The 23,802-nt window shown below is 62.3% G+C and carries 22 protein-coding genes and 1 tRNA gene; 11 read left to right on the top strand and 12 right to left on the bottom strand.

What is annotated here, in order from left to right:
• Window positions 1–951 precede the first annotated feature (951 nt).
• The 4 genes from AC1DB0_RS26600 to AC1DB0_RS26585 all read left to right on the top strand — a co-directional run bounded on the left by AC1DB0_RS26600 (window position 952) and on the right by AC1DB0_RS26585 (window position 5,949).
• Window positions 952–2,868, top strand: a complete 1,917-nt coding sequence (locus AC1DB0_RS26600) for a PrkA family serine protein kinase (RefSeq protein ID WP_391568539.1) — start codon at window positions 952–954, stop codon at window positions 2,866–2,868.
• A 12-nt stretch (window positions 2,869–2,880) separates the two neighbouring features.
• On the top strand, window positions 2,881–4,140 hold the full coding sequence (locus AC1DB0_RS26595; protein ID WP_054427296.1) for a YeaH/YhbH family protein: 1,260 nt from the start codon (window positions 2,881–2,883) through the stop codon (window positions 4,138–4,140).
• Complete coding sequence (locus tag AC1DB0_RS26590) at window positions 4,137–5,690, top strand: SpoVR family protein (RefSeq protein WP_476758781.1); 1,554 nt, start codon at window positions 4,137–4,139, stop codon at window positions 5,688–5,690. The genes AC1DB0_RS26595 and AC1DB0_RS26590 overlap by 4 nt, the downstream gene beginning before the upstream one ends.
• A 168-nt stretch (window positions 5,691–5,858) precedes the next feature.
• A tRNA-Ser gene (locus AC1DB0_RS26585) sits at window positions 5,859–5,949 on the top strand.
• 70 nt (window positions 5,950–6,019) lie between these two features.
• On the opposite strand, the gene AC1DB0_RS26580 is transcribed toward AC1DB0_RS26585, so the two are convergent.
• From AC1DB0_RS26580 to AC1DB0_RS26565, 4 genes are all read right to left on the bottom strand, one after another.
• Window positions 6,020–6,742, bottom strand: a complete 723-nt coding sequence (locus tag AC1DB0_RS26580) for a DUF1120 domain-containing protein (RefSeq protein ID WP_175171650.1) — start codon at window positions 6,740–6,742, stop codon at window positions 6,020–6,022.
• Between the two features lie 113 nt (window positions 6,743–6,855).
• Window positions 6,856–7,563, bottom strand: coding sequence for a DUF1120 domain-containing protein (locus tag AC1DB0_RS26575; protein ID WP_476758780.1), 708 nt, complete (start codon window positions 7,561–7,563; stop codon window positions 6,856–6,858).
• A gap of 44 nt (window positions 7,564–7,607) precedes the next feature.
• Window positions 7,608–8,342, bottom strand: a complete 735-nt coding sequence (locus AC1DB0_RS26570; RefSeq protein ID WP_175171648.1) for a DUF1120 domain-containing protein — start codon at window positions 8,340–8,342, stop codon at window positions 7,608–7,610.
• A 185-nt stretch (window positions 8,343–8,527) separates the two neighbouring features.
• Window positions 8,528–9,256 carry a DUF1120 domain-containing protein gene (locus AC1DB0_RS26565; RefSeq protein WP_082387269.1) on the bottom strand — a complete coding sequence of 243 codons (729 nt, stop codon included), beginning with the start codon at window positions 9,254–9,256 and terminating at the stop codon, window positions 8,528–8,530.
• Window positions 9,257–9,457: 201 nt separating this feature from the next.
• On the opposite strand from AC1DB0_RS26565, the gene AC1DB0_RS26560 reads away from it, so the two are divergent.
• Window positions 9,458–10,102 (top strand): response regulator, encoded by a 645-nt coding sequence (locus AC1DB0_RS26560; protein WP_254600749.1) that lies wholly within the window; start codon window positions 9,458–9,460, stop codon window positions 10,100–10,102.
• 45 nt (window positions 10,103–10,147) lie between these two features.
• Here the strand turns inward: AC1DB0_RS26560 and AC1DB0_RS26555 are convergent, their stop codons facing one another.
• The 4 genes from AC1DB0_RS26555 to AC1DB0_RS26540 form a co-directional block, all read right to left on the bottom strand.
• Entirely contained in the window at window positions 10,148–10,765 is a 618-nt protein-coding gene (locus AC1DB0_RS26555; RefSeq protein ID WP_054427303.1) for a DUF1120 domain-containing protein, read from the bottom strand.
• The gene (locus AC1DB0_RS26550; protein WP_476758292.1) at window positions 10,762–13,293 is read right to left on the bottom strand and encodes a fimbria/pilus outer membrane usher protein; all 2,532 of its coding nucleotides are present in this window, start codon (window positions 13,291–13,293) and stop codon (window positions 10,762–10,764) included. Before AC1DB0_RS26550 ends, AC1DB0_RS26555 begins: the two co-directional genes overlap by 4 nt.
• A 2-nt stretch (window positions 13,294–13,295) precedes the next feature.
• Window positions 13,296–14,000, bottom strand: a complete 705-nt coding sequence (locus AC1DB0_RS26545) for a fimbria/pilus chaperone family protein (RefSeq protein ID WP_054427305.1) — start codon at window positions 13,998–14,000, stop codon at window positions 13,296–13,298.
• Between the two features lie 191 nt (window positions 14,001–14,191).
• Window positions 14,192–14,422, bottom strand: a complete 231-nt coding sequence (locus tag AC1DB0_RS26540) for a hypothetical protein (RefSeq protein WP_054427306.1) — start codon at window positions 14,420–14,422, stop codon at window positions 14,192–14,194.
• A 198-nt stretch (window positions 14,423–14,620) separates the two neighbouring features.
• Here AC1DB0_RS26540 and AC1DB0_RS26535 point away from each other — a divergent pair, with 198 nt between their 5' ends.
• The 3 genes from AC1DB0_RS26535 (at window position 14,621) to AC1DB0_RS26525 (ending at window position 17,510) form a co-directional block, all read left to right on the top strand.
• Complete coding sequence (locus AC1DB0_RS26535) at window positions 14,621–15,550, top strand: NUDIX hydrolase (RefSeq protein WP_054427376.1); 930 nt, start codon at window positions 14,621–14,623, stop codon at window positions 15,548–15,550.
• Window positions 15,551–15,632: 82 nt separating this feature from the next.
• Entirely contained in the window at window positions 15,633–16,517 is an 885-nt protein-coding gene (nadC, locus tag AC1DB0_RS26530; protein ID WP_175171645.1) for a carboxylating nicotinate-nucleotide diphosphorylase, read from the top strand.
• 6 nt (window positions 16,518–16,523) lie between these two features.
• Window positions 16,524–17,510 carry a tripartite tricarboxylate transporter substrate binding protein gene (locus AC1DB0_RS26525; RefSeq protein ID WP_476758291.1) on the top strand — a complete coding sequence of 329 codons (987 nt, stop codon included), beginning with the start codon at window positions 16,524–16,526 and terminating at the stop codon, window positions 17,508–17,510.
• Between the two features lie 150 nt (window positions 17,511–17,660).
• Here AC1DB0_RS26525 and AC1DB0_RS26520 read toward each other — a convergent pair whose 3' ends face one another.
• Entirely contained in the window at window positions 17,661–18,356 is a 696-nt protein-coding gene (locus tag AC1DB0_RS26520) for a tellurite resistance TerB family protein (RefSeq protein ID WP_054427309.1), read from the bottom strand.
• Between the two features lie 155 nt (window positions 18,357–18,511).
• On the opposite strand from AC1DB0_RS26520, the gene AC1DB0_RS26515 reads away from it, so the two are divergent.
• Complete coding sequence (locus AC1DB0_RS26515; protein WP_054427310.1) at window positions 18,512–18,910, top strand: OsmC family protein; 399 nt, start codon at window positions 18,512–18,514, stop codon at window positions 18,908–18,910.
• Window positions 18,911–19,099: 189 nt separating this feature from the next.
• Here AC1DB0_RS26515 and fabI read toward each other — a convergent pair whose 3' ends face one another.
• From fabI to gloB, 3 genes are all read right to left on the bottom strand, one after another.
• A complete protein-coding gene (gene fabI / locus AC1DB0_RS26510; protein WP_175171643.1) occupies window positions 19,100–19,885 on the bottom strand; it encodes an enoyl-ACP reductase FabI in 786 nt (261 codons plus the stop codon).
• Between the two features lie 161 nt (window positions 19,886–20,046).
• Complete coding sequence (locus tag AC1DB0_RS26505; RefSeq protein ID WP_054427312.1) at window positions 20,047–21,465, bottom strand: transglycosylase SLT domain-containing protein; 1,419 nt, start codon at window positions 21,463–21,465, stop codon at window positions 20,047–20,049.
• Window positions 21,466–21,472: 7 nt separating this feature from the next.
• Window positions 21,473–22,294 (bottom strand): hydroxyacylglutathione hydrolase, encoded by an 822-nt coding sequence (gloB, locus tag AC1DB0_RS26500; protein ID WP_476758290.1) that lies wholly within the window; start codon window positions 22,292–22,294, stop codon window positions 21,473–21,475.
• Window positions 22,295–22,314: 20 nt separating this feature from the next.
• Between gloB and AC1DB0_RS26495 the strand changes: the two genes are divergently transcribed.
• Both AC1DB0_RS26495 and rnhA read left to right on the top strand, forming a co-directional pair.
• Window positions 22,315–23,094 carry a class I SAM-dependent methyltransferase gene (locus AC1DB0_RS26495; protein ID WP_054427314.1) on the top strand — a complete coding sequence of 260 codons (780 nt, stop codon included), beginning with the start codon at window positions 22,315–22,317 and terminating at the stop codon, window positions 23,092–23,094.
• A gap of 120 nt (window positions 23,095–23,214) precedes the next feature.
• Window positions 23,215–23,676, top strand: a complete 462-nt coding sequence (gene rnhA / locus AC1DB0_RS26490; protein WP_054427315.1) for a ribonuclease HI — start codon at window positions 23,215–23,217, stop codon at window positions 23,674–23,676.
• Window positions 23,677–23,802 lie beyond the last annotated feature (126 nt).

The following is a 23,802-nucleotide window of genomic DNA, read 5'->3' as shown; positions in this document are numbered from 1 at the left end:
GCCGGCGTCCAACGCCGTTGCCATACGTACGCATCATTCGGCAGGTCTGGAAGTGGCTTCCCGCAAGCTCCCAGCGCCATCAAAACCATGGCGAAAGCTGCGGCGGCGGTGAGTCTGGCCGCAGGCAATGCGCGGTTCCTGGTCAAGCCGAATGCGTGCCACAAGCGAAGCAACATGACGCTGCGAATCAAGGTGTGTAGTCAGAAAGCGAGAGATGCTAGCACTCTGCTTCATCGGCTGCTAATTCAGTGATTGCATGTCGTGTTGTGGATGATTCGCGTCGTATTCAACGTGGCAATTGCATCAAGTTTGCGAGCGATTCACACGCGCGAATTTTCATGATGAAAATCCGTATCACTATTTTGGGTGATGTGCCAAATGAATTGCCACAAAACGGTCAATTGGCTTTAGCATAGGCCCATGACTTGGCGATACGTGCTTACGGCCATCACCGCAAAGTGCCACGCGCCCTCGTCACCACGGATTCCCGTGCCGCGATATCGGCGCTTTTTCACAACCGAACCGGCACGCTGCTGAACGCAATCCCAAGGGGCCGTTCAGACCGTCCGCTGCCATCGCATAGCGGGCGCATCGGGTTAACGCCCGAATCATAAGAATCCACCGGGATATCGCTCATCCCTTCAAATCATTGCTGACCATTTCATGTGCGGCCGCACCAGGCGTGCGTGCCATAGCGATAAGCTGAAGGCGTGCGAGTTAACTTATTCACGTAAGTTGCATTCCCTGACGGAACTTGTGTCCGCCGGATGCAGCCTAAATGGAAAAGGCCCCAACGTGCTTCATGGATGATGTGTGGCGAAAGCAACATAACACCTGGCCGACAGTGCTTATCGCGAGTTTGTCTAGTAAAGCGCAAGCACTAAGGCACAATGGGGACACGTAGGGATGTGCTGAATTTTTCGCGTGTTGTAGGAGGTTTCCGTGCAAAACATCGTCGAAGGCTTCAAGTCGCAGTATGCAAGAGAGCAGGAGTCAGAGCTTTCCCTTGAGGAATATCTGAACCTCGCCAAACGCGATCCCATGGCGTACGCCAGCCCCGCTGAGCGCATGCTGGCGGCGATCGGCGAACCCGAAACCGTGGATACGCGCAACGACCCACGTCTTTCCCGCTTGTTTTCCAACCGGACCATCCGGCGCTATCCGGCGTTCCAGGAGTTCTACGGCATGGAGGACGTGATCGGTCAGATCGTCGCGTTCTTCAAACATGCCGCTCAGGGGCTGGAAGAGCGCAAACAAATCCTCTATCTGTTGGGCCCTGTCGGCGGCGGCAAGTCGTCCATCGCGGAACGGCTGAAGGCGCTGATGGAAAGCTATCCCATCTATGCCTTGAAGGGATCGCCGGTCAACGAATCGCCGTTGGGTCTGTTCCATCCGGAACGCTTCGGCGACACGCTTGAAAAGGAATATGGCATCCCGCGGCGTTACCTCACGGGCATCATGTCGCCTTGGGCGGTCAAGCGCCTGAAGGAGTTTGACGGCGACATTTCACAGTTCCGTGTCGTGCGCTTGAACCCGTCGGTGCTGCGTCAGATCGCCATCGCCAAGACCGAGCCGGGCGACGAGAACAATCAGGACATCTCTTCGCTGGTGGGTAAGGTCGACATCCGCAAACTCGATCGCCATTCGCAAGACGATCCGGACGCCTACAGCTATTCCGGCGGCCTGTGCCTGGCGAACCAAGGCTTGCTTGAGTTCGTGGAGATGTTCAAGGCCCCGATCAAGATGCTGCATCCGCTGTTGACGGCCACCCAGGAAGGCAACTTCAAGGGCACGGAGGGCTTCTCCGCGATTCCGTTCAACGGCGCGATTCTGGCTCACTCGAACGAGTCCGAATGGCAGACCTTCCGCAACAACAAGCACAACGAAGCGTTCCTTGATCGTATCTATATCGTCAAGGTGCCGTATTGCTTGCAGGTGTCGGAAGAGGTCCGCATCTACGAAAAGCTGCTGCATCACAGCTCGCTGTCCAAGGCGCCTTGCGCACCTGGAACGCTGGACATGATGGCGCAATTTTCGGTGCTGACCCGCCTGAAGGAACCCGAGAACTCCAGCATCTATTCGAAGCTGCGCGTGTACGACGGCGAAAGCCTGAAGGACGTCGACCCGAAGGCCAAGGCCTTGCAGGAATACAAGGACTACGCCGGTACGGACGAAGGCATGAACGGGGTGTCGACGCGTTTCGCGTACAAGATCCTGTCCAGCGTCTTCAACTACGACCAGACGGAAGTGGCCGCGAACCCCGTGCATCTGATGTATGTGCTTGAGCAACGGATCGGCCGCGAGGACTACCCCGAAGAAATTCGCCGCCGCTACCTGGAGTTCATCAAAGGCTTCCTGGCGCCGCGCTACGCGGAGTTCATCGGCAAGGAAATCCAGACGGCTTACCTGGAGTCGTATTCCGAGTACGGCCAGAACATCTTCGACCGCTACGTGACGTTTGCCGATTGCTGGATTCAGGACGAGGAATTCCGCGACCCTGAAACCGGTGAAAGCTTCGATCGCAGCGCGTTGAACGACGAGCTGGAAAAGATTGAAAAGCCAGCGGGTATTGCGAACCCGAAGGACTTCCGCAACGAGATCGTGAACTTCGTGCTGCGGGCGCGCGCCAACAACAACGGCCGCAACCCGACCTGGACCAGCTATGAAAAGCTGCGCGAAGTGATCGAGAAGAAGATGTTCTCGAACACGGAAGATCTGCTGCCGGTGATTTCGTTCAACGCCAAGGCTTCGGCCGAGGACAAGTCGAAACACCAGAGTTTCGTGGATCGCATGGTGGAAAAGGGCTACACGGAAAAGCAGGTCAGGCTGCTGTGCGAGTGGTACCTCCGCGTGAGGAAGTCTTCCTGAGCGAGGTGAATCATGAATTCACTGATCGATCGCCGTCTTAACGGGCGCAATAAAAGCGCCGTCAACCGCGAGCGTTTTTTGCGGCGCTACAAGGACCAGATCCGCAAGGCGGTGCACGGGATGATCCGTGACCGCTCGATTCAGGATATGGATCAAGGCGGAGAGATCAACCTGCCCGCCCGAGATATTTCCGAGCCGACCTTTCGGCACGGATCGGGCGGTGACCGCGAGATGGTGCACCCTGGTAATCGTGAATTTGCCAAGGGTGACACCATCGACCGGCCGCAGGGCGGGCAGGGTGAAGGCGGCTCGGAGCCGGGCGAGGGTGAAGCCGTAGATCAATTCACCTTCAGCCTGTCTCGGGCCGAATTCCTGAACCTATTCTTCGAGGATCTGGAACTGCCTCATCTGGCGCGCAACCAGCTGGGCGAAGTCAGCCAGAAGAAATGGCAGCGCGCGGGCTACACCACCACCGGTTCGCCCAGCATGTTGAGCATCAGCCGCACGCTGAAGTCTTCGCTGGCGCGGCGGGTGTCGCTGAACGTGAAGGCGCGCGCAGATCTTGAAGATGCCGAGGAAGCGCTTGCCAAGGCTCGCGCGGCGGGTGCGCCCGCCGCCGAGATCCGCACGCTGGAACAAGACGTCGAGGACTGCCGCGAGCGTCTTGCCCGCGTGCCGTTCCTGGACGACCTGGACTTGCGCTATCGCAACCGCGTGTCGGTCGCCATTCCGATGGCGCGCGCGGTCATGTTCTGCCTGATGGACGTCTCCGGGTCCATGGACGAAGGCAAGAAGGACCTGGCCAAGCGCTTCTTCACGCTGCTGTACTTGTTCTTGTCGCGCAAGTACGAGCACGTGGACCTGGTCTTCATCCGGCACACGGACAACGCCGAGGAAGTAGACGAGCAGACGTTCTTCTACGACCCCAAGAGCGGCGGCACGATTGTGCTGTCCGCGCTGGAGCTGATGCGCGAAATTCTGGAAAAGCGCTATCCGCCCTCGGCGTGGAACGTGTACGCGGCGCAAGCCAGCGACGGCGATTCGTTTGGCGCCGACGCGGGCAAGAGCGCGCGCTTCCTGGCGGAACACCTGTTGCCGTCGACCCGGTATTTCGCCTACATCGAAATTCCCGACTCGCAAGAGGCTCGCAAGAGCAGCCTGTGGGCGGAGTATGAACAGAAGTTGGAGCCGCATTTCGTCATGCGGCGCATCTGTGATCGCGGCGAAATCTTCCCCGTGTTCCATGACCTGTTCAAGAAGGAAACCGCATGAATGCCATCGTGGGTGCTCTCGTAGAGCCGGGATCGGCTGGCGGCGCTCGGCCGATTTCCCAGGGTTCCGAATGGACGTTCGAACTGATCCAGTCCTATGACGACGCGATCTCCAAGGTCGCTGCGGAATATGGGCTGGACACCTATCCGAACCAGATCGAAGTCATCACTTCGGAACAGATGCTGGACGCCTATGCCTCGGCGKGCCTGCCTATTGGCTATCCGCACTGGTCGTACGGCAAGGAATTCATCCGCAACGAGCAATACTATCGCCGCGGCATGCAAGGGTTGGCGTACGAGATCGTCATCAACTCCAACCCCTGCATCTCGTATCTCATGGAAGAGAACTCCATGACGATGCAGGCGCTGGTGATTGCGCACGCGTGCTATGGGCACAACTCGTTTTTCAAGGGCAATTACCTGTTCCGCCAATGGACGGACGCGGATGGCGTGCTGGACTATCTGGTGTTTGCACGCAAGTACGTGATGTCGTGCGAAGACCGCTACGGCATCGATGCGGTGGAAGCGTTGCTGGATTCCTGCCACGCGCTGTCGCATCACGGGGTTGACCGCTACAAGCGGCCGGCGCCGATGTCGTTCAAGGAAGAGGCCGCGCGCCAGGCCGAACGCAAGGAACACGCGCGTCTGCAATACAACGACTTGTGGCGCACGCTGCCGCGTCTTGAAGCAGACAAGGACACGCGCGTGGATGCGTCGGTCTTCCCGCCGGAGCCCGAAGAAAACCTGCTGTACTTCATTGAGAAGTACTCGCCCAAGCTGGCGCCGTGGCAGAAGGAGCTGGTGCGCATCGTGCGCAAGATCGCCCAGTACTTCTATCCGCAAACGCAGACCAAGGTCATGAACGAAGGGTGGGCCACGTTCTGGCACTACACCATCCTGAACCGCCTGCACGAAAAGGGGCTGGTGAACGACGGCTTCATGATGGAGTTTCTGCAAAGCCACACCAACGTGGTCAGCCAACGCGGCTTTGACGAGCGCGGCTATGGCGGCATCAACCCCTATGCGCTGGGCTTTGCGATGATGTCGGACATTCGCCGTATCTGCGAAGCGCCCACGCCCGAAGACCGCCGCTGGTTCCCGGACATTGCTGGCGGCGATTGGCTGAAGACGCTGGACTTCGCCATGCGCAACTTCAAGGACGAGTCTTTCATCTCGCAGTACCTGTCGCCGCGCCTGATCCGCGAATTCCGCTTCTTCGCCATTTCAGATCATCAATCGAATCCGAAGCTGGAAGTCGCGGCCATTCATAACGATGAGGGCTACCGCGACATCCGCCGTCTGCTCGCCGCGCAGCACAATCGCGACAATCAGGTGCCGGACATCCAAGTGGTGCGCTTTAACCGCGACTCCGACCGCTCGTTGGTGTTGCGGCATTTGAAGAGCCGGAGCCGCCCGCTGGCGGGTGACGATGCCGAACAGGTAATGAAGCATCTGGCGCGGCTTTGGGGCTTCAAGGTCAGGTTGGAAGAGACCGAGCCGGACGGCACGATCAGTTCCTACCGTGAGCAGGAAGCGCCAGCGTCGATGTAAAGGCCGGATGATGGAAGCCGGGACGCCTCAGGGCGTCCCTTTTTCTTTTCACGTTGGGCTCGCTTGTGTCCGCTACCCAGAATCTGCTAGAATCGCGGATTCGCAAATTTCGCAATGCTGGTTTACGCATAGTGAAGTGTTGATGTTGCGTTCATCAGCAAGCGACAAGGACAGGTGGCCGAGCGGTTGAAGGCGCACGCCTGGAAAGCGTGTATACGTCAAAAGCGTATCGGGGGTTCGAATCCCCCTCTGTCCGCCAGAATATGAAGGCCCCCGAATTCATCGAATTCGGGGGCCTTTTGTTTGCCGCGCCGTCGTGGCCACAGGCGTTACAGGTAGACCAGTGAAATGGTGGCGCTGCCGTCGAAAGCAATGTCGGTGCCGGTCGGCAATGCGCTGCTGCGGTTAATCGTCGGGACGACGGTCAGCGCACCATTGACCGAGGTGATCGGAACGGGTGTGCCGTTGCCGCCGCCCGGGGCTCCAATCACGAACGAGTACGTGAAATTGGGGCTGAGGTAATGGCGCGAGGGGATGTCGGCTCGCCAGGTTTGCAGGTTGGCGCTGTAGATAACGGAGGCTTTGGAGCCGTTCACCATAATGTCGGGGTCCTTGAACCCAAACATGTAGCCCCCGATGGGGATTTGGGCGTCATCCGCGCCAGCAACGGTTCCGAGTCCGTAGATGAAATCGTCTGTGATGATGGAGCTAGGGGTAGCCCAGGCGTTGACGTTCAGATCCGCCTTAGGCACTTTGCTGCTTGCGCGATTATCGACAACACGCAGCCCGATTCGGGTTTCGCCGTTGCAGGTGACTTGCAGGCCGATCGCCTTTTCGCCCACTTTGGTGCCATCGGGAGCGAGCGAGTTGAAGGGCCGCTCGCCGAAGTCCAGCTGGCCGTCGCTGTCCAGAGTGAGGTCGCATGATGGCGGTGTGAGGCGGCCAGTGACCGTGAGGTTTGCCGAGGGGGCCGCTTGAGTCGTTGCGGTTATCAGAACGCTCGCGGCAAAAAGGCAGCGCAGCGCGTGTGGGGATCGTGCCAGATAATTCATGAACATCCAGGGTCAAAAGGGGAAGAAGCACGCAGTCTTGGAACTGGCCGCCTTGCGGTATAGCTGCATGCGCCTGATACGGCTTGGCGGTCAGTCGTCGCGAAGGGGCGGCGTCAGAGGTAGCGCAGCGTGAAGGTGACCGAGCCGTCTATCGGAATCTCTTTTGCGATGGGTAGTGCGGCCGGTTTGTTCAGCAGCGGAAGAACCGCCAGGCTGACCGATGCATTCGTGATGGCTGCGGCGGCAGCCGGGGCGCCGAATGAATACTCATCCACCAAATTCAGGTTGATGCTGTCCTGAGCCGAATGAACCGGCCAGGAGGACGAGCTGCCAGCCGCGCGAGCCAAAATCTGCATGGTGTCGACGGCGGGCGGCTTGCCGTCAATCAGAGAGGCTTMGGGGCGAATCAGTAGCACTGCTGCGCCGATCTTGACGTCATCGATGCGGCCCAGCCCCCACGCATGAGGCATGCCGTTTTCGGGGTTTTGGTAGGGCCATTTCAGGCCCGCTGCGATCGCTTCCTGGTGCGTAATGGTGGAGTTCGCGCGATTGTCCTGTGCCGTGAACGCCACGCGTGTTGGCCCGCCGCAGGCAATCTCCAGGCGGGGGTGCTGTTCTTTGAGCAGAGTGCCGTCTGGGTCCAGGGTTCGAAACGGGATATCGCCGAAATCGACCCCGCTTGCACCATCGACGCTGACGTTGCAAGCGGGCGGAGTAATCTGTCCACCCACGATAAGGTTGGTTTGCGTAGTGTTGGCCTGGGCGCCGCCGACCGCAGTCAGGGCGAGGCAGGCGCATAGGTGAGGCAGATTTTTAATCATAGGAGCTGGCGCAAAGCGCTCTCTTTTAAAAGTCCAAATTCCGGCTACAGGTAGCGCAATGTGAATGTGATTGAGCCGTCCAGGGGGATTTCGTCCGCGGAGGGCAAGGTTGCCGGTTGCCCGATCAGGGGGGCAAGCCCGAGCGCCACTTTGGCATTCGTAATGCGTCCGGGGGGGCCACCCGCCGCGCCGAATGAATATTCAAAGTTGGGGCTGAGGTTGACCGAGTAATGCGATGACGCGACTGACCAGCTGCTGCTGCCCGTGGGCCGCGCGATGATCTTTTGCGCACCTGCCTGGGTCAAGGGCGTGCCGTCGATGGTGGTGGTGGGCGGGTTGATCAGGACGATCAAGGCTCCCGTCTTGATGTGATTGCCGTCTGCAAAGCCCAGGCCCCAGGAATATTTGGGGCCGTTCTCGGGGTTTTGGTACGGCCAGTTCAGGCTGGGGGCTTCCTGGATGGTGATGCCGGACCCGGCACGATTGTCTTGGGCGACAACGCTGACGCGCGTGGGGCTGCCGCAATCGATCTGCAGGGCAGCGTCTTTTCCGTCAAGCTTCGTGCCGTTGTTGTCCAGCGCGTTAAACGCAATAACGCCGAAGTTGAACGTTGAGTCGCTGCCAAAATGGACGTTGCACGCGGGCGGAGTCAATTTCCCAGTGATGGTGAGATTGTTACCGCTGATAGCGGGTGCAGCAGCCGTTAGCGCGGCAAGCACAATGCCGAGTTTGAGATGGGTTGTCATGAACGTTCCTAATTGCCAGGCATGCCGGGTCATGGCAGCAACGATCCGATGTGGCCGTGGCGAGCGCGAAGCAGGACGCGGCGCGGGCGGCTCCTGGGAGACGCTTTGTCGGACTGCACGGGTTTCGGTGATCGACAGCGGAGGGCTCCACAAGGCCCTCCGCACGGATTTCGGTGACCGACCGCGGAGGGCTCCTCAGAGCGCCATCCGCGTTGTCTTTACAGGTAGATCAGCGAAATGGTGGCGCTGCCATCGAAAGCAATGGCGCTGCTGGTCGGCAAGTCGCCGGAGCGGTTGATCGTCGGGACGACGGTCAGCGCGCCATTGAGGGCGGTAATGGCGATAGGCGTGTAGTTGCTTGCGCTGGGAGCACCGATCACGAAGGAGTACGTGAAATTGGGGCTGAGGTAATTGCGCTGCGGTACGTCGAATTTCCAGTTGCGCTTGTCGGCGCTGTAGACAACGTAGGCTTTGGAGCCGTTCGCGGTAACGTCGGCATCCTTGAAGCCAAACATGTAGCCGCCGATGGGTACCTGGGTGTCGCCGGCGCCGGTGACCGAACCCAGCCCATAGATGAAGTCGTCAGTGATCAGCGCGTTGGAGCTGCCCCACGCGTTGGCGTTCAGCGCAGCCTTCAGAACCTTGCTGCTGGCGCGGTTGTCTACAACATGCAACCCGACACGGGTGGCGCCATCGCAGGTGACTTGCAGGCCGATGGCCTTTTCGTTCAACTTGGTGCCGTCGAGACTGAGCGTGTTAAATGCACGCTCGCCAAAATCCAGATGCCCATTGCCATCCAGCGTAAGGTCGCATGACGGCGGCGTGATGCGGCCGGTGACCTTCAGTTCCGCAGAGGTGGCCGCTTGGGCCGTTGCAGTAATCAAAAAGCTCGCGGCTAAGAGGTAGCGCAGAGCGTGCGGGGTTCGTGCTGAGTGATTCATGGCCATCCAGTTCAGATGTGGGGGGGTAAACCACACACTCTAGGAAATGGCCGGCTTCCGGTATATAGGCGTGGGCCTAATCTTTACTGGGGGCGCGCAGATGGCTGCGCTACTATTGTTCACGCTGGTTTTGCGCTTAGCGAACAGCCGTGGAAAGTCTTAGGTTTGTCTTGGAATTCCATATTGTTAGCGTCTCAAATTCATCCGTTGCGTATCGCCCTACTTGATGACCACCCGGTAGTGCGGGCCGGGGTGGCCGCCTACCTGTCGCAAAATCGCGACATCGTCGTCTTGGGCGAGTACGAGTCCAGCCGCGACCTGATCTTGGCGTCGAGCACGCAGTTGGCCGATGTGCTGCTGATCGACTATTCGTTAGGCCCGACCGAGATGGATGGCATCTCGTTGATCAAGACGTTGCGCATCAAGTTTCCCGCAGCTCGCATTCTGGTGCTGTCCGCCCTTTATGACCCCGCCACGGTGGCGCTTGCCCTGCGTTCGGGCGCACATGGCTTCGTGGGCAAGGGGGGCGGCGCAGACGAAATCGTACGCGCCGTGCGCAAGGTCGCGGCGGGTGGCACGTACTGCGATGACCAAATGACTTACCTGCTTTCGGGCGCCACCACTGCACCTCAAGAACTGCAGCCAGCCGAGTGCGACCTGTTCGATGGCGCGTCCTTGTCTGCACGCGAGCGCGAAGTGATCCGCTGCTTGTTGGAAGGGATGACCATTTCGGAGATTGCGGCCAAGTTCGGACGCAGCCCCAAGACCATCAGCGCCCAGAAGGCCACCGCCTATCGAAAGCTGGGTGTGACGACAGACAACGCCTTGTTCAAACTGCGCGGGATCTTGTAGTGCGTGGAGTGCCGCGTTGCTTGACGCACCGTGGCGCGGCGCCGCTTAACGCGCCGTAGCGCGCTCGGCATCCAGCAATTCGAAAAGCAGGGTGGTAGACCATTCAGTCTGGTCATGGACGCGAACATCGGTGTCTCTGACTTCTGGCGTCAGATCGATCTGTGCCGTGAACGTGCGTCCGCTGCGGCCGTGTTCCATGACAGCGACATCGCCCGGGCGCAGCGCGACTTGGGTTTGCGGACCGTGGTGAGGAATCTCCAGATTGATCAGGCGCGTGTCCTGGCCGTCTATCCTTCCCTGGCTCAGCACCACCCGCAGCTCACCCGCCTGGGCAAAACGCGCCGCACCGTCATTGCGGGTGGGCGCCGTGACGCGCAAGGCCAGGGGGCGAGGCGTGGGGCAATGAATCGTCAGCGGCACCGTGCGGGGTTGCAGCACGTAGCGGCGGCCTTCAAGAAAGGTCAGTTGGCCCGCAGTGAAGCTGCCATAGTCCACAACGCTCTGGCCGACGCTGATCTGACAGCCAACCTGCGACGGCACGGCCGGGCCGGGCGACAAGCGGGCCGGTTGCGAAGCAGCCGCCTGGCTGCTTGTCAGCAGCCAGGCCGTCATCATCAACGCGGCTAGGCGCGGCGTGGAGTGTGTGCGGCGAGTGGGCGTCATACATTTTCCTCTGTGGCGGGTGGGGCGTTGTCAGGATTCGACTGCGGTTCGCAGGTGGCTTGCGCGCGCTCGTACAGCGCATCCAGGTCAGGGGATGCCGCCAGGTTGAACAGGAGTTCGCATCTGGCGCCATCAGCCGCCGCCACGGTCAGCGGCGCGGCAAGCGCCTGAGCATCTGGCAGGAATATCTGACCGCCGCCGCCTACGAGCGTGATGAACGAACCGGTGGCGCTAAGTACGGCGGCGCCCTTGGGTACGACCTCTCCACCAGGGTAGGTTGCAGTCAACAAGGTGCGGCGCACTTTCACCACCGCGAAATCGATGGCCGATACCGAGCCGCGCGCGGGCTCCAGGCCGTAACGGCCATTGATCAGGTCCACGTTGCGCGCAAGCGTTGCGGTGGCCACCTGGATTTGTCCGTCTCGGTAGGCGGGTAACGAGGGAATGACGGCCCGGCCCCAGGGGTCGGTCCAGACGCTGCCGGAGGGCGTATTCAGGCGCACGCCGGACAAGTCTCCTACCGATGCGATGGCGAACGTGTCCTGCACGCGATAGGGCGAGAAGCTGAGCCCTTGCGCATGGCCGACGAGCGCACCGCGTACGCGTGTGGAATGACTGTATCCCCCGCTGAAGCTGCTGGCGGCAAGGTTGAGTTGCGTGAAGGCGGAGTTAACGCCGAGCGAGCCCGCGTAGCTGGCATGGCCGTTGGAGTTGGAGGAGGCCGAGAGCGAATAGGTGGTGCGGTCATCAATCGCCGCGCTGGTATTGACCCCGTAGCTGGTGCCGTTGTCCTGCCGCTGCATGGACGCACTGACGCTTTGCTTGCCCAGCGGAAAACTGAGGTTCAAGTACATGAAGCTGCCTTGATTGCGATGGCTGGAACCTACATCGCGTTCAAATGACAGAGACACGCTCGTGCGGTGAAAGGTCTTGCCCCAGTTCAACATGCCGCGCCGCGATGCGTGGCCCCGCGTATTGAGGGATTCGCTGTAGTTCGCGCTGAAGCCGCCCAGGGTGGAATGGCTCCAGCCCAGCCCGGCGCTGAGTTGCTGTTTGACGCGGTCGTCGCGATAGAGAGGCGCCCGAGGATCGTCGTGCGGCAGGGGGCGAGTTTCGCTCGCGCTTTGGATATCGCTATAGCCGTCCGTGCGCCGCAATAAAGAGACGTTCGAGGACAAGCCGGGCAGCAACATGGCGGAACCCGACAGCAGAAACTGCGCGCCGCTGCGACCCGTATGGGCATTGTGGGACCACTGGCTTTGCAGCGCTGCCTGAGCGCTGGCAGGCAGAATCACGTCGGCGCGTGCGCCAATCGCGCGGTAATCGCGGCTGAACATGCCGCCCGCGGTCAAGTTGGCGCGAGAGCCCAGCGAGACGCCATACTCGGCCGATGCGACAGGGGTGGCGCCGCTATTCGAGAAGCCGGTCTGGCGCAACATGCCCAGTCCGCCGCTAAAGCCGACGGGGGCGCCCAGCCGGTCGACTTGCAACGCGGCCGCTGGAACGATGAAGTCGCGGACTTCGCCCGAGGTCTCGTGAATGACGACTCGGATATCTTGGGTCAGCGAACGCGGCACCACGTCACTTAGCGTGAAGGGGCCTGGCGGCACGATGGTTGATGCCAGGGGTATGCCGTTTTGCAAGACTTCCACCCGCGCCTGGGTGTGGGCGATGCCTGAAATAGGCGCGCCTTCCTGCGTCCGGGTTTGCAGCGCGGTCTCGGGAAACAGTTGAACGCCGTTGACGGGAACGCCGCCAAACAACGCGCCCTGCAGGTTGATTTGCCCCGCTTGAAGGGTGGTTTCCTTCGTGTGGAACGTGCGCTGCGCATAGGCGTCGAGATGGTTCCACGTCGACTTTCCGCCCACGCTGGAGTAGGTGTTGTTGCTGCGAAGAATCCAGTCGTTCGCGTTCAGGCCGAATTCTGTGTATGCCTGCAGATAGCGATTCGCGCCGCTCAGGTGGCGGGTCTGGCTGGACAGCACGTCGTAGTTAAGGATGACGGCACGCCCGCCCGATTGATAGGACACGGTGCTTTCACGCTTGGCCACGGCGCCGGGCGGGGCCACGATTTCCACCGCCATGCGCTCGGGTTGCAAGTCGATGGTTGTCGTGGGCCACGCACGCAAGAAAGCGTCAGGACAGGGGGCCGCGTCGCCGCCTTGTTCCTGGGGCGTCTTCAGCTGAGCAAGCGTCAGCAGATCATGGGTCAGGCACAGTTTGCCTTGGGTGTCGAACGTGGCTTGAGCGCGGCCCATCGGGCGGCCGTTCACGGAGATGCTCACCGTGTGAACGCCTTGCAGGAAACGCGCGCCGTTCTGAAAGTGCGAGGCGATGGCGGGGTTCAAACCCCGGCTCTTCAGGATTTCGAGGTCAAATCCGCCGCCTTCGGGCTGTGCGCTTGCAGGGTCGTGCGCGCAGAGCATCAGGCTTGCGGCGGCAAAGGCGCCACTGCAAGCCGCGCGGGCGCGCAGACGGAACGAGGTAGCCATCATCAAGCTCGACACGCCCAAATTGGGCCGTGGCATTTTCAGCGCTTGATCGGTGCGTCGAAAGACGAGACTTGATAGCCATAGACGGTGGCGGGATACAGACGCACGGTCGTCTCGCCTTGCAAGCCGGCGCCTGCTGCGCGCAGTTCCAGCGTTTCGCCTGGCAACACGTAGGTCTTGGGCAGGATCAGCGGCTGGTTCGAAGGCTGCACGTGGACTTGCTGGTCCATCCGAACGACGTAGGGGCTGGGGTTGCGCACCGTCAGCTTGCCGTCTTGGGCCGCCCAGACGAGCTTCTTCCAGGGAGCGTTGTCGGCGGCGACGCCCTTGGGCAATGCGATGAGCGGCAGATCCTGGCGAATGGTCAGGCGCAGCTTGTTGGTCTGCTCGCCAGATTGCGGGATGCCTTCGAAGACGGCGCGCTTCATGCGTTGCGCGCTCAAGGGCTTGTCGTTGGTCAACAGGAAGCGCACCAATTGCGTCTTGCCTGGGGCAAGGACTGCGGCCGGCGGAGACACCGTGACCCAGTCGTCTTGGTCTTCCTGAATATGTTCGATCATGGACACCAACAGCACGGGCTCATCGCCGGTGTTCTTGATGCCGATCGTGCCTTCGCCGGTGGCTTCGTCCACGAGCACCACGGAGGTTTCGGGCTGGATGCCCATGGAATGCGCTTGGCTGACGGGAAAGAGGGCGACAAACAGCATCGCCGCGAGAACGCGGGAAAAGGAATTCTTGAACATTGGAGATCGCTAAGGCAGCGGCCCGGCGGGCCTGAGAAGCGTTGCAGTGTAGGGATGGGCTCGCGGCCTTGATATAGGCGTGGGCCTATTTCCCGTACCTTGCTTGTCCAATGCCGGGGCGGGCCTTGCGGCCTCGCCCCTTCACGCGCCGCAGGAAGCGGCTCGGGTATTATCAAGCCCTTGCGCCGGGCTTAGCCTTTGCGGTTTTCGTATGAGGTGTCCAGCACATCGTCCTCGGGTGTGATGACGCCGGGTTCACCAGGTTGTGCGATGGCGCGCCCATCGCGTGGCATGCCCGCCACTTGTTTGCTTTGGTCGGGCATCGGCAGCGTTTCCGTGCCTTTGCGCGGGTCGACGGGCGCGCGGGGTTTGTCTTCCGCGGTTTTGTCCACGGCTTGGGGATCAGGTGCAGTTTTCAACATGGCGCTTGCTCCGCTTGCGGGCGTCCCAGGATGGCGACGCGCCTGGATATCTGCTTTCATCTTAGGTCTCGGAGCGCGCGTCGCGGCCATTGCGGCTGTCACGTTTGCAAGCGGCTGTTGCAGGGCCAGAACCTTATAATTTCGCGCGCCTCGCGGTTTAGCGGCCAGCGCTTGTCCAACCTTATTTCCCCGCCCACTTTGACCGAATCCGTCGAACGCTCTGTCCATGCTGAACTCGTCGCCGTGTTGGTCGCCGTGACCAACGGCGAGCCGCGCGTGTTGACGACGGATGATGCGCGCGCTCTGCCGGCGGGGCCTTTCGAGTTGTCGCATCGGTCCTTGCAGGCCGGGTTGCGCGCCTGGGTAGAGACCCAGACGCATCATCCGCTGGGCTATGTGGAACAGCTCTATACCTTCGCCGATGGCGACCGCTCCGATGAGTCGGGCGGGCGCGTCATGTCGGTCAGTTACCTGGGCCTGACGCGCGAAGCGGGCGAGACCGGCGTGGCGCAAGTCGGGTGGCAGGACTGGTATCGCTATTTCCCTTGGGAAGACCGGCGGGCCGGTACGCCTGCGCTGGTCGAGGACTTGATCGTGCCGCAGTTGGCGCAGTGGTGCGAGGCCAGCGCCGACCTGGCGGTGCGCACGCGCCGTCATCAGCGCGCCGCGATCACGTTCGGCCTGGAGGGGGCCGCGTGGAACGAGGACATGGTGCTGCAACGCTACGAACTGCTGTTCGAAGCCGGGCTGGTGCCCGAGGCCGCACGGCGCGGCGGCGGCAAAGCTGTGCTTCCGGGCGAGCCTATGCGCCATGATCATCGGCGCATTCTTGCGACCGGCATTGCGCGCTTGCGGGCCAAGATCAAATACCGGCCCGTGGTGTTTGAATTGATGCCGGCCGAGTTCACCTTGCTGCAGTTGCAATTGGCCGTCGAGGCGCTGGCGGGGCGCGGTCTGCACAAGCAGAATTTCCGCCGTCTGATTGAACAGCAGGCGCTCGTTGAAGAGACGGGCGAGATGGCAACCGGCACCACCGGCCGGCCGGCCAAGCTGTTCCGATTCCGGCGCGATGTGCTGGCCGAGCGCGCCATTGCTGGCAGCAAACTGCCCCTGTCCCGTGCACTTTGATGCTTGACAGTGCTTATGCTCGTCTTTAGCATAAGTGGTGCGCAATCCTTGCGCGCCTTTTTTTAACTCACAAATACTCAAAATGAGCATTAAAGCCGAAGCGCCCTCGACCGCCTCCCGTCTGGCTGTTCCGCCCTTGCCCGACGTCATGTTGGAGCCGCTGGTGCGCGCGGCCCTGCTGGAAGACTTGGGGCGTGCGGGAGACCTGACGACGGACGCCATCGTGCCGGCGGACGCGATCGCGCAAACGCGGTTGGTTTCGCGGCAGGAAGGGGTGCTGGCCGGATTGGATCTGGCCCGGCTGGCCTTTCGCGCCATGGACCCGAGCCTGGAATTCATCGTGTCGCAGCGTGATGGCTGCGATCTGGCGCCGGGGACGGAAATTGCGCGTATTCGCGGCAACGCCCGCGCCATGCTGACTGCCGAGCGCGTGGCGCTGAACTTCCTGTGCCACCTGAGCGGCGTGGCGAGCGCCACCGCGTCGATTGCGCGGGCGATCTCCAGCTACGGTGCGCGCGTGACCTGCACCCGCAAGACGATGCCGGGCCTGCGGGCTGTGCAGAAGTACGCGGTGCGCGTGGGCGGCGGCAGCAATCACCGCTACGGCCTGGATGACGCGGTGCTGATCAAGGACAACCACATCGCGCTGGCGGGGGATGTCGCCACCGCCGTGCAGCGTGCGCGCGCGGGCGTTGGCCACATGGTCAAGATCGAGCTTGAAGTGGACACGCTGGCGCAGCTTGAGGTGGCGCTGTCGCTGGGCGTGGATGTGGTGTTGCTGGACAACATGAGCCTGGACGATCTGCGCCGTGCCGTGGCCATGTCGCGCGGCCGCGCGATCACTGAGGCCTCGGGCCGCATCACGCCGGATACGGCCGCCGCTGTCGCCGCCACCGGCGTGGATCAGATCGCCGTGGGGTGGCTGACCCACAGCGCCAAGGTGCTCGATATCGGCCTGGATGCCTGAACCATCATGAAACGTCTGCTTCGATCGTCTCTTGCACTATCGGCGCTGTCCCTGGCGGCTTGCGGCAATTCGCCGTCGGGTGAAGCGGTTGCCGATGCATCCTTCCCCACGCATCCGATCACAATCGTCGTGACCTTTCCACCTGGCGGCGGCACCGATCTGCTGGCGCGGCGTATTGGCGCCTCGCTGCAAGAGCAACTGGGCCAGCCCGTGGTGGTGGAAAATCGCCCCGGCGCCAGTGGCAACATCGGCGCGCGCATCGTCGCGGAAGCGCCGCCTGACGGCTATACGCTGTTGATGGTGAACAGCTCGTTTGCGATCAACCCCGGCGTGTATCGGAACCTGGGCTTTTCGCCCAAGCGGGATTTCACCGCAGTCATCAACGTGGCGTTCGTGCCTTCCGTTTTTGTGGTGCCTGCGGCGTCGCCGCTGGTGCAGCTGGATGATGCGCTGGCGGCGGCGCTGCCGGGCAAGCCCTTGCCGTTCGCCTCCTGCGGCAACGGTACGCCGCAGCATTTGGCGGGCGAGATGTTGGCGAGATCCAGCGGCGCGGTGTTGCAGCACGTGCCGTACAAGGGCTGCGGGCCGGCGCTGACTGATGTCACGGCGGGGCAGGTGGGGATGGGCATCGTGACGGCATCAAGCGCCGCACCGCTGATTGCCGCTGGCAAGCTGCGCGCTTTGGCAGTGACTTCCCCTGCACGTTCGCCGCTGATGCCGACCGTGCCCACCGTGGCCGAACAAGGTATTGCGGGAGTTGCGCTGGATCAGTGGCATGGCCTGCTGGCGCCGGCCGCCACACCGCCTGCCGTCGTCGAAAAACTGAATGCCGCCGTGGCGAAGATCGTGCGTCGGCCAGATGTGCAGGCGTCATTGCGGGAACAGGGCTTCACGCCGGCCAGCAGCACGCCGCGGGAATTCCAGTCGATGATCAATGCCGACATCGACCGGTATACGGCATTGACCGACGCGATTGGGTTGCGGGCGGACTGATGGGGGGACGGCGGGCAGGTGCGGCCGGCGAGGCGCGGCGGGCCAGGTGTGGCTGGCGAGGCGTGACCAGTCAAGTGCGACCCGCCAGGCGCGACCGGCCAGGTGCGGCCGGTGAGTTGCTGCCGGTAAGGCGTGGCCCGCCCAGGCCCGTCAGGCCACGGCCGTCTTGGCGTGCTGTTCCAGCTTTTCCTTCAGGCCGGGTTCCAGCTTGAGCTGGCGCGCCAGTTCGTCCAGGTAGGCGCGTTCCATATAGCTTTCCTCGTCCACGACGAGCAGGCTGGCCAGGTACATCTCGGCCGCCATTTCCGGGGTGCGCGCTGACTTCGCCACTGCAGCGGGGTCCAGCGGACGCGATAGTTCGGTTTCCAGCCAACGCTGGTCCTGGGCGTCGGACGACAGTTTGGACAATTCCGTTTCCAACAAGGCGCGTTCTTCGGGGCCGATATGTCCATCGGCCTTGGCCGCGCCGATCATGGCGGTAAGCACCGCGGTGCTGTGCTGTTCGGCCTCGGGCGCGGGCAGGCGGTCCAGCGTTTGGGGCGGGGTGGCCGGCGCACCGCCTGCCTGATTGCGTTGCCAGTCGCCGTAGGCGCGATACGCCAGCGCGCCGAGTGCGGCCATGCCGCCATACATGGCGACTTTGCCGCCGATCTTGCGGGCCTTCTTGCTGCCCATCAACAGGCCTAACGCGCCCGCGCCCAAGGCGCCGCCGCCCAAACCGGTCAGAAAGGAACCTTTGCCGCCATTGCCTGCACCGCCGGTTGCGCTTTGCACGCGGTTGGTGGCGTCGGAAAGCAGGCCTTGGCCCGATTGCAGTAGTTGATCCAGTAGTTGTCTGGCGCTCATGAGTCCCTCTTTATGTGTGCATGAATGCGGATAGGGATATCCGACACCCATCATCGCGATAAGTTCAGGTTTCTGTCAGTAAGCAAACCCGTCGGCGGGTGCTACAACGGGGGCTGGGGCGCCCGCGCCGGGCGTCCACCCAAGGAGAGTGATCCATGAGCATCCGCGTCCGTCAGAATGCGCCCAATACCCTGCAATTCACGGCGACGGCCGAAGGCCACGACTTGCCGCTGGCGATGCCGCAGCCGCAAGGCGAAGGCCCTGATCCGCATGATTATTTCGACACCGCGCTGGGCGGCTGCAAGGCGATGACCCTGATGGTCTACGCGCAGCGCAAGGGGTTGCCGCTGGAATCGGTGGGGGTGGAAGTGGTGCGCGACGCCGGCGAGGAACGCAAGGGCATCTACCGGCTGACGGCCAAGCTGACGCTGCACGGCGAGCTGTCTGATGCGCAGATCGACGAGCTGCTGGGGATTGCAGAGAAATGCCCGATCCACAAACTGATGACGGCGGTGGATGTGCAGGTGTCCACGCTGATCGTGCGGCCGGCCTGAGCAGCCTGGCTGGGAAGACGGCCGGGAAAGACCGGCGGGGAAGAACGGCCGGAAGGAACGGCTGGAAGGAACGGCTGGAAGGAACGGCTGGAAGGAACTGCTGGAAGGAACGGCTGTAAAGAACGGCTGTAAAGAACCGCTGGAAAGAACGGCGAGGCGGGGCGTTTGGCGCCCCGCCTCGCCAGGCGATCAGTCTTCCATGCCCGGGACGATGGTCGAGAAACCGGCGTCCACATGGGTGATTTCGCCCGTCACGCCGGCGGCCAGATCCGACAGCATGAAGGCGGCGACGTTGCCGACATCGTCAATCGTGACGTTGCGGCGCAGCGGCGCTTGCGATTCCACGAACTTCAGGATGGCCGAGAAGTCCTTGATGCCGCTAGCAGCCAGCGTCTTGATGGGGCCGGCCGAAATGCCGTTGGCGCGAATGCCGCGCGGGCCCAGCGCCGTGGCCAGGTAGCGCACGCTGGCTTCCAGCGACGCCTTGGCCAAGCCCATCGTGTTGTAGTTGGGGACCACGCGCTCGGCGCCCAGATAGGTCAGCGTCAGTACCGAGCCATTGCGGCCTTCCATCAGCGGCAGCGCAGCCTTGGCCATGGCGGCGAAGCTGTAGGCCGAGATGTCGTGGGCGATGCGGAAGCCTTCGCGCGACAGGCCGTCCAGGAAGTTGCCGGCGATGGCTTCGCGCGGGGCGAAGCCGATCGAGTGCACCAGGCCGTCCAGGCCGTCCCAGTGCTGGGCCAGTTCGGTGAACGCGCCTTCGATCTGGCTGTCTTCGGCCACATCGCAGGGCAGCACGATCTTGCTGCCGAATTCGGCGGCGAATTCGCTCACACGGTCTTTGAAGCGGTCGCCCACATAGGTGAACGCCAGTTCGGCGCCTTGCTGGTGACAGGCGCGCGCAATGCCGTAGGCGATGGATCGGTTCGAAAGCACCCCGGTGACCAGGATGCGCTTGCCGGCGAGAAAGCCCATGTTTGTTCCTTTGATTTTTTTCCTGCGAAAAGACCGCCTATTTTAAGGAGTTTGGCGGCTTCGCGTGCTTGGAAAAACGGCGCCCGGGTGGGGCGCCGTCGAGTTCGTGCAGGCGGCTGCTGTCAGTCGAGCCTGTCAGCCGCGCCCGTCAGTCGGGTCTGTCAGCCGCGGGCGTTGGTGCCCGGCACGCGCAAGGCCGTGCCGACCTTCAGCGCGCTGCCCTTCAGGTTGTTCAGCGAGCGCAGCGCGTCAACCGTGGTGCCGTACTGCTTGGCCAGCGAGAACAGCGTGTCGCCCTGGCGGACCTTGTGGGTGCGCACGTTCGGGCGGGCGCTGGCCACGCGGGCGGCGGGCGCCGGCGCGGCGCGGCCACGCGGGGCCACGGCCTTGTTGTCGGAAGGCGCCTGCTCCAGAGCGCCCACCGGAGCCGCCAGCGACGCCAGTTGCACGCCACCGGTGCCCGGTTCGCCCGGCACCAGCAGCGCTTGGCCCGAGGCCGCCTTCTGGCGCGAGCCGATGTCGTTGGTTTCACGCAGCTTGGACTCCGTCACGCCAAAACGCTTGGCGATCGACGCGTAGGATTCGCCACGGCGCGAGTGGTAGATCTTCCAGGCGCTCAGGTCGCCCTTGTAGTTCGTAAGGTTCGCGTTGAAGATTTCGACGCGGTCGGCCGGCAGCAGCAGGGTCGGGCCGTGATCGCCACGGATGACCGGGCGGTTGAACGAGGGGTTCAGCGCCTTGAATTCGTCCAGCGGCATTTCGGCCAGCTTGGCGGCAATTTCCAGGTCGATGTCGCTGTTCTTCTGCACCGTCACGAAGTACGGCGTGTTGCCCACCGGGGGCAGCGCCACCGCGTAACGCTGCGGGTCGGCAATGATGTTCTTGATGGCCTGCAACTTGGGCACATAGTTGCGGGTTTCATCCGGCATGTTCAGCGACAGGTAGTCGGTGTTCTGGCCGGCCGCTTCGTTCTTGGCCATGGCGCGCTGCACCGAGCCTTCGCCCCAGTTGTAGGACGCCAGCGCCAGGTACCAGTCGCCCTGCATCTCGAACAGCTTTTCCAGATAGTCCAGCGCGGCGTTGGTCGACGCGATGGGGTCGCGGCGTTCGTCGCGCCACCAGTCTTGCTTCAGATTGAAGTGCGTGCCGGTGGCCGGCACGAATTGCCACAGGCCGGAGGCCTGGGCGCGCGACAGGGCGGTCGGGTTATAGGCGCTTTCCACAAAGGGCAGCAGCGCCAGTTCCGTCGGCAGGCCGCGGCGGTTGATCTCGTCAACGATGAAGTACAGGTATTTGCCTGCGCGTTCGGCCATGCGCTGAACGGCCTCGGGGTGGGACGCGTAATAGTCGGTCCACTGCTGCGAGAGGTCGGTGTTCAGGTTGGGGATGGCGAAACCGCGGCGGATGCGGTCCCAGGCGTCGCTCGGCGGGTTGGTCAGGTCAACCGTTCGGGACGTATCCCGGGCGATGTAACGCCCTTGGGAATTGGTGGTGAGGTTCTTGCTATCGGGGGCTTTKGTTCCTGCGCAACCGGCGAGGACTGCCAACATGAGTGGCAGAAGGAGTCGGGATAGATTCATCAGGCGGTCACTTGAAATCGTTCTTCCATTCACGCAGGGAGGCGAAGACCTCTACCGGCGTAGGTTGATTGCGTCCGGCCCAGCTGGCTGCGGCTCGGATGACGTCGACTTGCTGCGTGCGCAAAAACGGGTTCGTCTCGCGTTCCTGACCGATGGTCGACGGAAGCGTGGGAAGACTTTCTGCTCGTAGTTGCTGGGCTCGCTGATACCACTGTTGCAGGGTGCGGTTGGCGGGGTCCACAGCCAATGCCCAGCGCAAGTTCGCTAGAGTGTACTCGTGTGCGCAAAAAACCTGTGTATCTGGCGGTAAAACGGAAAATTTTTCCAAGGAATCATGCATTTGCGCAGGAGTTCCCTCGAAAAGCCGGCCGCAGCCGCCCGCAAACAGGGTGTCGCCACAGAATAAAACGGGTTCTATTCCGGCCGCCCGGCCGGTGTACGCGATGTGGCCGGCGGTGTGGCCCGGCACGTCCAGCACGCCCAAGTCCAGGTCCAGTTCAGGCAGCAGCACGCGGTCGCCTTCCGAGAGCGGCACGTCGCAGCGCGGCAGCCGTTCCCGCGCCGGACCGTATACGGTAAGGTCCCCGATGCGTGACAATTCATGCACACCGCCCACATGGTCGCCGTGATGGTGCGTGAGTAGAATGGCGCGCAGCCTCAAGCCTTCTTGCTCGAGCCATTTCAGTACCGGACCGGCTTCGCCCGGGTCCACCACGGCGGCGTTTTCACCGTGGACGATGGCCCAGATGTAGTTGTCAGAGAAAGCGGGTAGAGGCAAGACCGCGGCATGGCGCTCGCGGCCGCCTGCGGGGGCGGTCAAGGCTTGCATGAGATTCGAAGGAATAGAACGTGGCAGAAGAAACACCGCCGATTGTAGAACTGGCCGAATGGTTCCAGACGCCACCGGGGCAGTACGCCCTGGCCTGGGAACGGGCCCAGTTTGACGCGGCTGTCGCGGATGTCTTCGGATATTACGCCTGGCAGGTCGGGATGGCCGACATGAACCTGCTGCGCGCCAACCGCATGCCTTTCAAGGGCTATGTAGGCACCGAGACCCCGACGGCGGAAAGCATCGCCAACTGGCAGTCTCGCGTGGTGCTGGCCGAACCCGAAGCGCTGCCGTTCGAATCCCAAAGCGTCGACCTGCTGATCCTGCCGCATGCCTTTGAATGCACACAGGACCCGCACAACGTGCTGCGCGAAGTCGAACGCGTGCTGGTGCCCGAAGGGCGGGTGGTGATTTCGGGTTTCAACCCCTGGAGCATGTGGGGCGCGCGCACGCGCATGCCCGGCATGGAACCCTGGCTGCCCCAGCCGCCATCGGCCCAGGTGTCGCTGCCGCGTCTGAAAGACTGGTTCAAGCTGCTGTCGCTGGAAGTCGAGGAAAGCAGTTTTGGCTGCTACGCGCCCGCCTGCCGCAGCGAAAAATGGTTGCAGCGCTGGGGCTTTCTGGAGTCGGCCGGCGCACGCTGGTGGAGCGTGGGCGGGGCGGTCTATATGGTGTCGGCCGTCAAGCGCGTGGCCAGCATGCGTATCATCGGCCCCGCCTGGAAGACCAAGCCCAAACGGGCGCGCGCCGCATCGGTGGTGGTCAACCGCCAGGCGGATGACGCTGTCGACCCGTCATGAAGGGCGGGCCAGTCATGAAGGGCGGGCCAGTAACCCTCTTGCGGGCCGGCCCGGCATTCCCCTGATGGGCGTTGCGCCCGGATATTTACTTTGCACGAACAAGGATTACAAAGCAGCACCATGCAGGACAACAAACCGAACGACCAGAAAGTGGAAATGTGGACCGACGGGGCCTGCAAGGGCAACCCGGGTCCGGGCGGTTGGGGCGTGCTGCTGCGTGCCGGCGGCCACGAGAAAACCCTGCACGGCGGCGAACTCCAGACCACCAACAACCGCATGGAGCTGCTGGCGGTTATCGAAGGCCTGCGCGCGTTGAAACGCCCCTGCGTCGTCACCATCCACACCGACTCCCAGTACGTCATGAAGGGCATGATGGAATGGCTGGCGAACTGGAAGCGCCGCGGCTGGATGACGGCCGATAAAAAGCCGGTCAAGAATGCCGAGCTTTGGCAAGCGCTGGACGATCAAGTCCAGCGTCATCAGGTGTCCTGGCGCTGGGTGCGCGGGCATACCGGCGACCCCGGCAACGAACGCGCGGATCAGTTGGCCAATATGGGCGTGGAAGTGGCCCGGCGGGCCTGACGGCATCGGGATATACCCTGAAATCCGCCTTGAGGGGCGGATTTAGTTCTTTCATCCGGCTTCTGGATTGTTCCAGTATGTAAATTCGGGTGCTACAGTGCCATCCCTCATTCCAGTTCCTGCGGC

It is taken from the genome of Achromobacter sp. 10T422 (assembly GCF_056394065.1).
Note: the sequence above shows the minus strand (reverse complement) of the source record. Positions and strands in the feature narration are given on the sequence as shown.